6 protein-coding genes are annotated in these 13,123 nt (G+C 69.2%); all 6 read right to left on the bottom strand.

Annotation, left to right across the window (positions count from 1 at the left end):
• On the bottom strand, positions 1–783 hold a 783-nt coding region (pgsA, locus tag CR470_RS15480), incomplete at its 3' end, for a CDP-diacylglycerol--glycerol-3-phosphate 3-phosphatidyltransferase (protein ID WP_257138676.1).
• Positions 780–2,261, bottom strand: a complete 1,482-nt coding sequence (gene rimO / locus CR470_RS15475) for a 30S ribosomal protein S12 methylthiotransferase RimO (protein WP_097868173.1) — start codon at positions 2,259–2,261, stop codon at positions 780–782. The genes rimO and pgsA, both read right to left, overlap by 4 nt.
• A 174-nt stretch (positions 2,262–2,435) precedes the next feature.
• Complete coding sequence (locus CR470_RS15470) at positions 2,436–3,236, bottom strand: helix-turn-helix domain-containing protein (protein WP_097868172.1); 801 nt, start codon at positions 3,234–3,236, stop codon at positions 2,436–2,438.
• 303 nt (positions 3,237–3,539) lie between these two features.
• Positions 3,540–6,362, bottom strand: coding sequence for a DNA translocase FtsK (locus CR470_RS15465; RefSeq protein ID WP_097868175.1), 2,823 nt, complete (start codon positions 6,360–6,362; stop codon positions 3,540–3,542).
• A 140-nt stretch (positions 6,363–6,502) separates the two neighbouring features.
• The gene (locus CR470_RS15460) at positions 6,503–7,186 is read right to left on the bottom strand and encodes a response regulator (protein WP_097868171.1); all 684 of its coding nucleotides are present in this window, start codon (positions 7,184–7,186) and stop codon (positions 6,503–6,505) included.
• Between the two features lie 244 nt (positions 7,187–7,430).
• On the bottom strand, positions 7,431–12,881 hold the full coding sequence (locus CR470_RS15455) for a HAMP domain-containing protein (protein ID WP_097868170.1): 5,451 nt from the start codon (positions 12,879–12,881) through the stop codon (positions 7,431–7,433).
• Between the last annotated feature and the right edge of the window lie 242 nt (positions 12,882–13,123).

Genomic DNA, 13,123 nt, shown 5'->3' with positions numbered 1-13,123 from the left:
CTCAGAGATGTGTATAAGAGACAGGGCCACGGCTCCGGCAGCCGGGCCGGCGTCGGCCGCGGTGCCGGCGCTGCTCTGAAGGGCCTCCGTGGGCTCTGTGGCCCGCTCGGCCTCTGTGGCCCGCTCGGCCGCGGCGGCGCGCTCGGCGGCGAGGCCCTGGCGGCGCAGGACGACGGCCTGGCGTACGTAATCGAGTCCGGTGACGACCGTCAGCACGACGGCGACCATCATCACCCAGAAACGCAAGGTCGCCAGGGGCCCGGTGAGCACCAGGACGTACATCCCGGCCGCCGTCCCCTGCGCGAGGGTCTTCAGCTTGCCGCCTCTGCTGGCCGGGATCACCGCGTGCCGGATGACCCAGAACCGCATCAGCGTGATGCCCAGCTCACGGGCGAGGATCACTCCGGTGATCCACCACGGCAGGTCGCCCAGGACCGAGAGGGAGACCAGTGCCGCGCCCATGATCGCTTTGTCGGCGATGGGGTCGGCGATCTTCCCGAAGTCCGTGACCAGGTTGTACGCCCGTGCCAGATGACCGTCGAACAGGTCGGTGATCATCGCGACGGCGAAGGCCGCCCAGGCGAACGCGCGCCAGACCGGATCGTATCCGCCGTCGTGGAACAGCAGCAGGACGAACCCGGGCACGAGCAGCAGCCGCACCATGGTCAGGATATTGGCGATGTTCCAGAGGCTGGCCTGGTTGACGGCCGCAGTGCCCAGCTTGCCGCCGCGGACCGGCTGCGCGCCGGAACCGCCTGCCGCGGATGCCGGGACTCCGGTCATCTGGCTGCCTCCGCAAGCTCGTGGTGTTCGGCCACCAGGTCGACGCCCTCGGTGCCCACTGCCTTTGCCTCGACCATACGGCCCGGCACGAGTCCCTCGCGTGTGGTGAAGACCACCTGGCCATCGGTTTCGGGGGCCTGATGCGCCGCACGCCCGATCGCGACCTCGCCGTCCTCCTCCGACTCCACGGACTCCACCAGCACCTGGAGGGTCTCGCCGACGCGCTCCTCGGCCCGCTGCGAGGTCAGCTCCTCGGCCAGCTGGGAGATGTGGGCGAGGCGCTCCGCGATGGTGTCCGCGTCGAGCTTGTTCTCGTAGCCGACCGCCTCGGTGCCCTCCTCGTCCGAGTACCCGAAGACACCGATCGCGTCGAGGCGTGCACCGGTGAGGAAGCGTTCCAGCTCGGCGAGGTCCGCCTCGGTCTCGCCGGGGAAGCCGACGATGAAGTTGGAGCGGGCACCGGCCTGGGGGGCCTTGCTCCGGATGGTGTCCAGGAGCTCCAGGAAGCGGTCGGTGTCGCCGAAGCGGCGCATCGCGCGCAGCACGCCGGGGGCGGAGTGCTGGAAGGAGAGGTCGAAGTACGGGGCGACCTTCGGCGTCGAGGTGAGGACGTCGATGAGGCCCGGGCGCATCTCGGCGGGCTGGAGGTAGCTGACCCGGATCCGCTCGATGCCGTCCACGTCGGCCAGCTCGGGCAGCAGGGTCTCCAGAAGGCGGATGTCGCCGAGGTCCTTGCCGTAGGAGGTGTTGTTCTCGGAGACGAGCATGACCTCCTTGACTCCCTGTTCGGCCAGCCAGCGGGTCTCCTGGAGCACGTCCGAGGGACGCCGCGAGATGAACGAGCCGCGGAAGGAGGGGATGGCGCAGAAGGAGCAGCGGCGGTCGCAGCCGGAGGCGAGCTTCACCGAGGCGACAGGGCTGGTGCCGAGCCTGCGGCGCAGCGGCGCCCGCGGCCCGGAGACCGGTGCGACACCCTCGGGGAGGTCCTCGGGGGCGGGGGCGGGCGTCTCCTGGGCGTGGCCGGGCAGCGCCACGGCGGCGTCCTGCCGCTCGGCCGGGCTGATCGGCAGCAGCTTGCGGCGGTCGCGCGGGGTGTGCGAGGCGTGGATGCCGCCGTTGAGGATGGTCTGGAGCCGGTCGGAGATGTCGGCGTAGTCGTCGAATCCGAGGACGCCGTCCGCCTCCGGGAGGGCCTCGGCGAGGTCCTTCCCGTAGCGCTCGGCCATGCAGCCGACGGCGACGACGGCCTGGGTGCGGCCCTGATCCTTCAGATCGTTGGCTTCGAGCAGGGCGTCGACGGAGTCCTTCTTGGCGGCTTCGACGAACCCACAGGTGTTGACGACTGCGACATCCGCGTCGGAGGCATCCTCGACGAGGTCCCAGCCGTCCGCTGCCAAGCGGCCTGCAAGCTCCTCCGAGTCCACCTCGTTACGGGCGCAGCCAAGAGTGACAAGGGCGACGGTACGGCGTTCGGGCATGGACTCAAGACTACTTCGTTCCGGCGGCCCCCCTGCCGTGCAGGGTGACCGGCCCCTGCCGCCGCCCATTTCCCCGCTACGGGGAGTAACAGAGTCCGGGTCGGGGAACGCCGACGGGCGTCCGGCACGAGGCCGGACGCCCGTCGGGACGTGTACGGAGCGGAGGGCGGCGGATCAGCCGGCCTCGGGGTCGCCCTTGGTGTAGGAAAGCCGTTCGACCTGGCCCGGACCGAAGCGGTCCTCGACCTGCTTGCCGTTGACGAAGAGCTCGATCGCTCCGGCGTTGCCGAGGACGAGGTCGATGCGCTCCTTGTCCTGGAAGGTCTTGGACTCGCCCTTGAGCAGCAGCCCGTCGAAGAGCAGCCGCCCGTTGTGGTCCTTCGCGGAGATCCAGCTCTCGTCGCGGGTCGCGCTGAGCTTGACCGTCACCTTGTCCCGGGGGGCGGCGGCGATGGCGCTCTCGGAGGGCACGGGCTTGGGGTCGGAGGGCTTGGTGGCGGTGGGCTTGGCCACGGTCTTGTCGGGCTCGGAGCCCTCCGCGATCTGCGCGGTGTTCGAGGGTTCGTCCTCGCCGCTGAAGAGCGTGAAGCCGACGAACCCGATGACGGCGACGATGGCCGCGACCATGGCGGCGGTCCAGTTGGGCCGCCGGGGTTCGGAGCGGATGCGTTCGGCTTCGAACAGCGGTGCCGCCGGGGTCGGTGCGGGGCGGCCGCCGTGATCGGCGTCGTACTCCTCGACCAGCGGTTCCGGATCGAGGCCGACGGCACGGGCGAGCGTGCGGATGTGGCCGCGGGCGTAGACGTCGCCGCCGCAGCGGGAGAAGTCGTCCTGCTCGATCGCGTGCACGATGGGGATGCGCACCCGGGTGGAGCTGCTGACTTCCTCGACCGTCAGAGCCGCGGCGATACGAGCCTGCTGAAGGGCACGACCGATCGAAGGCCGGTCGTCTTCGGGGGAGTTGCCGATGGACACGGGGGCGCCTTTCGAGCGTGAGCCACCTGCTGGATGTTCAGTCTAGGGGGGGTACGAAAGGGAGGGGCAACCGGGAGGGACGACTTTGTACGCCATCGGGTTCGCCGGACGGCCCCGCCGCCGGCTCCGGGGCGGAGCGGGGACGGAGCACGGCCCCGATCGAGGACTGGGCAACCTGTAGTGGGCCGAACGGGGTGGAGGTACGGGTGAGGTGACGACGGAGCGAGCTGCGGGGAGGAGCACGGTTCCGTCCCTCCCTTCAACTGGACGTACGACCGTACGAAACGGTTGCCCACAAAACCTTTACGGAGCGGGTTCCCCGCGGATGACGGCCAACACCCCGTCGAGCTCGTCGGGTTTCACCATGACGTCGCGCGCCTTGGAGCCCTCGCTGGGTCCGACGATGTTGCGGGACTCCATCAGGTCCATCAGCCGGCCGGCCTTCGCGAAGCCGACCCGGAGCTTGCGCTGGAGCATCGAGGTCGATCCGAACTGGGTGGAGACGACCAGTTCGGCGGCCTGGCAGAGCAGGTCCAGGTCGTCGCCGATGTCCTCGTCGATCTCCTTCTTCTGTTTCGTTCCCACCACGACGTCGTCCCGGAAAACCGGGGCCATCTGGTCCTTGCAGTGCTGGACGACGGCGGCGACCTCGTCCTCGGTGACGAACGCTCCCTGCATTCGGGTGGGTTTGTTGGCGCCCATCGGGAGGAAGAGCCCGTCGCCCTTGCCGATGAGCTTCTCGGCGCCCGGCTGGTCGAGGATGACCCGGCTGTCGGCGAGCGAGGAGGTGGCGAAGGCGAGCCGGGAGGGCACGTTGGCCTTGATCAGGCCGGTCACCACGTCGACCGAGGGCCGCTGGGTGGCGAGCACCAGGTGGATGCCGGCCGCGCGGGCCAGCTGGGTGATGCGGACGATCGAGTCCTCGACGTCGCGCGGGGCCACCATCATCAGGTCGGCCAGCTCGTCGACGATCACCAGCAGGTAGGGGTACGGGGACAGCTCCCGCTCGCTGCCCTCGGGCGCCTTGCACTTGCCGTTGCGGACCGCGTGGTTGAAGTCGTCGATGTGCCGGTAGCCGAAGTTGGCGAGGTCGTCGTAGCGCAGGTCCATCTCCCGCACGACCCACTGGAGCGCCTCGGCGGCCTTCTTCGGGTTGGTGATGATCGGGGTGATGAGGTGAGGGATGCCCTCGTACGCGGTGAGCTCGACGCGCTTGGGGTCGACGAGGACCATCCGCACGTCGTCCGGGGTGGCCCGCACCATGATCGAGGTGATCAGGCAGTTGATGCAGGAGGACTTGCCGGAACCGGTGGCGCCGGCGACCAGGACGTGCGGCATCTTGGCGAGGTTGGCCATCTCGTAGCCGCCCTCGACGTTCTTGCCGAGCGCCACGAGCATCGGGTGGTCGTCCTCGGCCGCGTCCGCGAGGCGCAGCACGTCGCCGAGGTTGACCATCTCGCGGTCGGAGTTGGGGATCTCGATGCCGACGGCGGACTTGCCGGGGATCGGCGAGATGATCCGCACGTCCGGGCTGGCCACGGCGTACGCGATGTTCTTGGCCAGTGCCGTGATCTTCTCGACCTTCACGGCGGGGCCGAGCTCGATCTCGTAGCGGGTGACGGTCGGGCCCCGCGTGAACCCGGTGACCGCGGCGTCGACCTTGAACTCGGTGAAGACGTTGGTCAGCGAGGCGACGACCACATCGTTGGCCGCGCTGCGGGTCTTGCCCGGTCCGCCGCGCTCCAGCAGGTCGAGCGAGGGCAGCGAGTACGTGATGTCGCCGGACAGCTGGAGCTGCTCGGCACGGGCGGGCAGGCCCTCGGAACGCTCCGGCGCGGGCTTCGTCAGGTCGGGAACGGCGCCGGACCGGCCGGAGGCACCACCGGAACGGTCACCGCCGGTCGCGTTGTCGGCGGCACCGGGCCGGTCCTGCCCGCGCCCGGCCCCGGCCTTCCCCGCGCCGTCCCGCTCGGCCTCCCGGGCCCCGGGGACGGGTGTCCCGGTGCGCTCCCGGTCCGCGGAGACGCCCTGGGTCAGGTCGGCGACGATCGGCGAGGGCGGCATGCCGTTGAGCACGGCCCCGTCGAGGGCGGCGGCAGCGGCCGCGGCGACGTCCACCGCGTCCAGCGGCCGGTTCATCGCGGGCTGCGCGGAGGGCCTGCGGGACCTCCTGCGCTTGGTGAGCGCTTCCGCCTCCGCCTGGTCGTGGTCGTGGACGGGGTCCGCGTCCGGGCGCCGCGTGCCACGCCGTCGGGTCCGCTCGGGCAGCGCCTCGCGCCACTGTTCGTCGTAGCGCTCGTCGTCGTCCTCGTACCCCTCACCGGCCTCGGGTGCCGGATCCACGATGCCGAGGCGGACGCCGAGCTGACGCAGCCGTTGCGGAATGGCGTTGACCGGGGTGGCGGTGACGACGAGGAGCCCGAACACGGTCAGCAGCACCAGCAGCGGTACGGCGAGGACCTCGCCCATCATGAAGATCAGCGGCTTCGAGGCGGCCCAGCCGATCAGCCCGCCCGCGTCCTGCATCGCCTCGGTTCCCGCGTCCCGGCCCGGCGAACCGCAGGCGATGTGGACCTGGCCGAGGACTCCGATGACCAGGGCGGACAGCCCGATGACGATACGGCCGTTGGCGTCGGGCCGCTCCGGGTACAGGATCAGCCGCACCGCCATCGCGCCCAGCAGTATCGGCGCGAGCAGGTCGAGCCGCCCGAAGGCCCCGGTCACCAGCATCTCTACCAGGTCGCCGACCGGTCCCTGGAGATTGGACCAGGTGCCCGCGGCGACGATCAGCGCCAGGCCGAGCAGCAGCAGGGCGAGCCCGTCCTTGCGGTGCGCGGGGTCAAGTCCCTTGGCCCCGCGCCCTATCGAGCGGAACAGCGCGCCGATGCCGTGCGCCGCCCCGAGCCAGACCGCCCGCACCAGCCGGTAGATGCCCCCGGTGGGTGACGGCGCGGGCTTCTTGGCCGCCGTCTTCTTCGCGGGAGCCTTCTTCGGGGGCGCGGCCGACTTCTTGGGCGCGGTCTTCTTGGCGGGCGCGGCTTTCTTCGCCGGGCCCGAGGTACGGCCGACGCGCTTCGCGGTGCCCGCCGTGCCCTGGGAACCCTTGCCGGACGTACGTGAGGCCATGGTGCCGAGGTTACCGCTGTCGTCGCCCGTGAACACGTTCGCCTACTGGTTCACCCGACCGTGTCGCCTTCGGGCGGCCGGGAACTGACGTCGCCTCACGGCGGCGGCAGGCACGCGCCGAGCCGGAGGGACGGGAATCGTCAGCTCTGTGCGGGCAGTACGCCCGTACCCCCGCCGGTGCCCGGCTCCAGCGCGTCGAGCGCGCGGCGCAGGCCGGTCAGCTTGCGTTCGAGGTGGGCGGCGGTGGCTACCGCCGCGGCGTCCGCGGATTCGTCGTCGAGCTGCTTGGAGAGCGCTTCCGCCTGCTCCTCGACCGCCGCGAGCCGCGCGGAGAGTTCGGCCAGCAGACCGGTCGGCTCCTTCTCGTGCTCGCCACCCGCGTGGCCGTCGCCCTCCAACTGGAGGCGCAGCAGAGCGGCCTGCTCGCGAAGCTTGCAGTTCTTCATGTACAGCTCGACGAAGACCGAGACCTTGGCCCGCAGCACCCACGGGTCGAACGGCTTCGAGATGTAGTCCACCGCGCCGGCCGCGTAGCCGCGGAAGGTGTGATGCGGACCGTGGTTGATCGCGGTGAGGAAGATGATCGGGATGTCCCGGGTCCGCTCCCGCCGCTTGATGTGCGCGGCGGTCTCGAAACCGTCCATGCCCGGCATCTGGACGTCCAGCAGGATGACCGCGAAGTCGTCCGTGAGCAGCGCTTTGAGCGCTTCCTCCCCTGACGATGCCCGGACCAGTGTCTGATCGAGCGCAGAGAGGATGGCCTCCAGCGCCAGCAGATTCTCCGGCCGGTCATCGACCAGGAGGATCTTGGCCTTCTGCACCATGGCCCGCCCTCCTCGCCCCGGAAATGCACCGGGTGCCGCCCCAGGGGACGACTCCCTTACGCCGTCCGTCCTTGTGCCGGTCATGGTAGCCGCACCCCGCCCGTCACCACACCCTGTCACCGCGATGTCACTGTGCACATACCGCAAACGCGGTGGGAGACCAGAAGGTTCCCCGAATGCAGGGCGTTCACACCCGTGTGAGCACAGTCGGTCAACAATTCACGCTCATTCGTTCCACACTCAATCACTCTCCGTGCATCCACTGCTCCATCACCGCAAGCAAGTGATCAGGATCGACCGGCTTCGTCACATAGTCGGAAGCCCCGCATTCGATGGCCTTCTCCCGGTCGCCCTTCATCGCCTTCGCGGTGAGCGCGACGATCGGCAGCCCGGCGAACTGCGGCATCCGACGGATCGCGGTCGTCGTCGCGTAACCGTCCATCTCGGGCATCATGATGTCCATCAGCACGACCGTCACATCGTCGTGCTGCTCCAGGACTTCGATGCCCTCACGGCCGTTCTCCGCGTACAGCACCGCCAGCCCGTGCTGCTCCAGCACGCTGGTGAGTGCGAAGACGTTACGGATGTCGTCGTCGACGATGAGGACCTTCTCACCGCGGAAGCGGAACGTCCGCCGGGGCTCCCGCTCCTCCGCCGCGACCTCGCCCTGAACCTGGCTCTCGCCCTGGCCCCCCTGCACCCACTCCTCCTGCTGCGGGGAGCTTTCGGACGTGGTCCGGCCGGCCGGCAGCGCGGCCCGGCGGGCCGCGTCCCCGAGGGCCTTGCGGCGCCGCCGGAACATCCCGGCGGAGTTGGCCGGGTCGCCGTACGGAGCCGACTGCCCCTGCGTGTGCCCCATCTCTCCCGCACCGCCCAGCACCTCGGCGGAACCGGAACCCACCGGGGGATAGCCCTGGGGCGGCAGTTCGGCGCGGTGCAGCGGCAGGTACAGGGTGAAGGTGGAACCCCGTCCCGGCTCGCTCGCCGCGTGGATCTCGCCGCCGAGCAGCCGCGCGATCTCCCGGCTGATGGAGAGGCCGAGGCCGGTGCCGCCGTACTTCCGGCTCGTCGTGCCGTCCGCCTGCTTGAACGCCTCGAAGATCACCAGCATCTTGCTGGACGCGATCCCGATCCCGGTGTCGGTGACCGAGAAGGCGATCAGGTCGGCGTCCGCGTCCCGCAGCGAACCGGCTTCCAGCAGGTGCTCCCGGATCGCGTTCGGCACATCGGCGCCGGCCGGCCGGATCACCAGCTCCACCGCACCACTGTCGGTGAACTTCACGGCGTTGGAGAGCAGGTTGCGCAGCACCTGGAGCAGCCGCTGCTCGTCGGTGTGCAGCGTCGCGGGAAGCTCCGGCGACACCCGTACGGAGAAGTCGAGCCCCTTCTCCGCGGTGAGCGGGCGGAAGGTCGCCTCCACGTAGTCGACCAGCTGGACCAGCGCGATCCTGGTCGGGCTGACGTCCATCTTGCCCGCCTCGACCTTCGACAGGTCGAGGATGTCGTTGATCAGCTGGAGCAGGTCGGAACCGGCCCCGTGAATCGTCTCGGCGAACTCCACCTGCTTCGGCGAGAGGTTGCCCTCGGCGTTGTCCGCCAGCAACTTGGCCAGGATCAGAAGCGAGTTGAGCGGCGTACGCAGCTCGTGCGACATGTTCGCCAGGAACTCGGACTTGTAGCGCATCGAGACCGCGAGCTGCTCGGCCCGCTCCTCCAGCACCTGCCGCGCCTCCTCGATCTCGGTGTTCTTCACCTCGATGTCGCGGTTCTGCTGGGCCAGCAGCTCGGCCTTCTCCTCCAGTTCGGCGTTGGACGCCTGGAGGGCCTTCTGCCGGTTCTCCAACTCCTGCGAGCGGTCCCGCAGTTGCTCGGTCAGCTCCTGCGACTGCTCAAGGAGCTTCTCGGTCTTGGTGTTGACACTGATCGTGTTGACGCTCGTCGCGATCATCTCGGCGAGCTGGTTGAGGAAGTCCCGCTGGATATGCGTGAACGGCTGGAAGGAGGCCAGCTCGATCACGCCGAGGACCTTGCCCTCGAAGAGCACCGGCAGCACGATCACATGCGCCGGAGGAGCCTCGCCCAGCCCGGAGGAGATCTTCAGATAGCCCGGCGGCACATTGTCCACCTGGATCGTCCGCTTCTCCTCGGCCGCCGTCCCGATGAGCGTCTCACCGGGACGGAAGGAGGTCGGCATCGAACCCGCCGAGTAGCCGTAACTGCCCCGCATCCGCAGCTCGTACGCGCTGGCCGCACCGTCGTCCGGACCCACCTCGTCCGAGTCGCCCGTGGCCATCGCCAGGAAGAACGCGCCGTGCTGCGCCGAGACCACCGGCGTCAGCTCGCTCATGATCAGCGAGGCCACGTCGTCCAGATCGCGGCGGCCCTGCATCAGACCGGAGATGCGGGCCAGGTTGCCCTTCAGCCAGTCCTGCTCCTTGTTGGCGAGGGTGGTGTCGCGCAGGTTCGCGATCATCGTGTTGATGTTGTCCTGGAGCACCTGGATCTCGCCGGCCGCGTCCACGTCGATCTTCAGGTTCAGATCGCCGCGGGTCACCGCGGTGGCGACGGCCGCGATGGCGCGGACCTGACGGGTCAGGTTCCCGGCCATCTCGTTCACCGACTCGGTGAGGTCGCGCCAGGTGCCGTCGACGTCCCGCACCCGCGCCTGACCGCCCAGCTGCCCCTCGGTGCCCACCTCGCGGGCGACCCGGGTCACCTGCTCCGCGAACGAGGACAGCTGGTCGACCATCGTGTTGATGGTGTTCTTCAGCTCCTGGATCTCACCGCGCGCGTCGATGTCGATCTTCTTGGTCAGGTCGCCCTTGGCGATGGCGGTCGTGACCGTGGCGATCTGCCGCACCTGACCGGTCAGGTTGGAGGCCATCGAGTTCACGGACTCCGTGAGGTCCTTCCACGTACCGGCGACTCCCGGCACCCGCGCCTGGCCGCCCAGCTCGCCTTCCGTGCCCACCTCACGGGCCACGCGCGTGACCTCGTCGGCGAACGAGGACAGCGTCGTCACCATCGTGTTGACGGTGTCGGCCAGCTCCGCGACCTCGCCGCGCGCCTCCACGGTGACCTTCTTCGTCAGATCGCCGTTGGCGACCGCCGAGGAGACCCGGGAGATGTTGCGCACCTGGCTGGTCAGGTTGTTGGCCATCAGGTTGACGTTCTCGCTGAGGTCCTTCCAGATGCCGGTCGCCCCGCGCACCCGTGCCTGACCGCCGAGAATGCCCTCGGTACCCACCTCGCGGGCCACGCGCGAGACCTCGTCCGCGAAGTTCAACAGCTGGTCGACCATGGTGTTGACGGTCGTGACCAGTTCGAGGATCTCGCCCTTGGCGTCGACGGTGATCTTCTTGGAGAGATCGCCCTTGGCGACCGCGGTGGTGACCTCGGCGATGTTGCGGACCTGGAGGGTCAGGTTGTTCGCCATGCCGTTGACGGACTGGGTGAGGTCCTTCCACGTACCGGACACGCCCTGAACCTCGGCCTGACCGCCGAGGATTCCCTCCGTACCCACCTCGCGGGCGACCCGCGTCACCTGCTCCGCGAAGTTGGACAGCTGGTCCACCATCGTGTTGAGGGTGTTCTTCAGCTCCAGGATCTCGCCCCGGGCGTCCACGTCGATCTTCTGCGACAGGTCACCGCGCGCGACCGCCGTGGCGACCTGCGCGATGTTACGGACCTGAGCGGTGAGGTTTCCGGCCATCCCGTTCACCGAATCGGTGAGATCACGCCACACTCCGGCCACACCGGGCACCTGCGCCTGACCACCGAGACGCCCGTCCGTGCCCACCTCGCGGGCCACCCGGGTGACCTGGTCGGCGAAGGCGGAGAGCTGGTCCACCATCGTGTTGATGGTGTTCTTGAGCTCCAGGATCTCGCCCCGGGCGTCCACGTCGATCTTCTGCGACAGGTCACCCCGCGCCACCGCCGTCGTCACCTGGGCGATCTGCCTCACCTGAGAGGTGAGGTTGCCGGCCATGAAGTTGACGGAGTCCGTCAGTTCCTTCCACGTACCCGACACACCGTCCACGCGCGCCTGACCGCCTAGGCGGCCCTCGGTGCCCACGTCCCGGGCCATCCGCGTCACCTGGTCGGCGAAGCTGGACAGCTGCGCCACCATCGTGTTGACCGTGTTCTTCAGCTCCAGCATCTCCCCGGCCACGTCCACGGTGACCTTCTGCGACAGATCGCCGTTCGCGACCGCTGTGGTGACCTGCGCGATGTCCCGGACCTGACCGGTCAGGTTGCGGAACGCGGTGTTCACCGAGTCGGTGAGGTCCTTCCACGTCCCCGCGGCTCCCGGCACCTCGGCCTGGCCCCCGAGCCGGCCCTCGACGCCGACCTCCCGGGCCACGCGGGTCACCTCGGAACCGAACGACTGGAGCTGGTCCACCATCGTGTTGACGGTGTTCTTCAGCTCCAGCATCTCCCCGGCCACGTCGACCGTGACCTTCTGCGACATGTCGCCGCTGGCCACCGCCGTCGTCACCTGCGCGATGTCGCGCACCTGGGTCGTCAGATTCCTGAAGACCGTGTTCACCGAGTCGGTGAGGTCCTTCCAGGTCCCGGCCGCACCCGGCACCTGCGCCTGCCCGCCGAGCAGCCCCTCGCCGCCGACCTCGCTCGCCACCCGCGTCACTTCGTCGGCGAAGGTGCGCAGCGTCTCGGTCATCTGGTTGATCGTCTCGGCGAGCTGCGCGACCTCGCCGCGTGCGCTCACCGTGACCTTCTGCGTCAGGTCACCGCTGGCGACCGCCGTCGTCACCTCCGCGATCCCGCGCACCTGGGAGGTGAGGTTGCCCGCCATCGTGTTGACGGAGTCGGTGAGGTCCTTCCACACGCCTGCCACGCCCGGCACGGTCGCCTGACCGCCCAGCTCGCCCTCCGTACCCACCTCACGGGCGACGCGTGTCACCTCAGAGGAGAACGAGGACAACTGATCGACCATCGTGTTGACGGTGTTCTTCAGCTGGAGCATCTCGCCGGCCACGTGGACGGTGACCTTCCGCGACAGATCACCCTTGGCGACCGCCGTCGTCACCAGCGCGATGTCCCGCACCTGGGCCGTCAGCCGGTACGCCATGGTGTTCACGGAGTCCGTGAGGTCCTTCCAGGACCCGGACATCCCGCGCACCTGCGCCTGCCCGCCGAGCTTGCCCTCGGTACCCACTTCGACGGCGACCCGGGTCACCTGCTCGGTGAAGACCGACAGCTGGTCGACCAGGTTGTTGACCGTACGGGCGACCTTCAGGAACTCGCCGCGCAGCGGACGTACCGTCTCGTCCGTCGTGTGCGACCGCAGCTCCATCCGCTGCTCCAGATCACCGTCGGCGACCGCCGACAGCACCCGGCCCACTTCGGAGACCGGTCGCGCGAGATCGTCGACGAGCTCGTTGGAGGCATCGATCGCGGCGGCCCAGGAACCCTCGCAGGCACCCGTCTCCAGCCGCTCCGTGAGCTTTCCCTCCCGGCCGACCACACGCCGCACCCGGGCCAGCTCACCGGTGAGGTGGAGATTGCGGTCCGCGACCTCGTTGAAGACCGCGGAGATCTCCGTCATCACACCGTCGCCGGAGACGGTGAGCCGCCGGCGGAAGTTGCCGTCGCGCATCGCCACAAGGCCCGCGAGCAGCCTGTTCAGAGCTGCCGCGTCCACTTCGACGGTGCCATTGCGCTGCTTTTTCACGGACTGTCCGCCTTTTGTACGCGCCTTCGAACCCTGCGCCGCCACGCCAGACTCCACCGTGTCCCTCCCGCAGGGGTTGACCGTTTCACTCGGGCCTATCAGGAAGCTTGCCCAGTTCCACTTTGGCTCACCGCCACAGCACACCGTCAACGGGCGACCGGGCGGACGTCAAATCGTTGCAACGTACCAGGCCGGGACAGGTCGGCGAGCAACCTGTCCCGGTTGCCCCCCATCCCTTGTAC

This window comes from Streptomyces sp. rh34 (assembly GCF_002551245.1).
Lineage (GTDB): Bacteria > Actinomycetota > Actinomycetes > Streptomycetales > Streptomycetaceae > Streptomyces.
This window is presented reverse-complemented; position numbering and strand designations above follow the sequence as displayed.

Bases quoted from the DNA above. Each gene is read 5' to 3' on its own strand.
- CR470_RS15460 (WP_097868171.1), bottom strand. From the start codon at position 7,186: ATGGTGCAGAAGGCCAAGATCCTCCTGGTCGATGACCGGCCGGAGAAT.
- rimO (WP_097868173.1), bottom strand. From the start codon at position 2,261: ATGCCCGAACGCCGTACCGTCGCCCTTGTCACTCTTGGCTGCGCCCGT.
- CR470_RS15465 (WP_097868175.1), bottom strand. From the start codon at position 6,362: ATGGCCTCACGTACGTCCGGCAAGGGTTCCCAGGGCACGGCGGGCACC.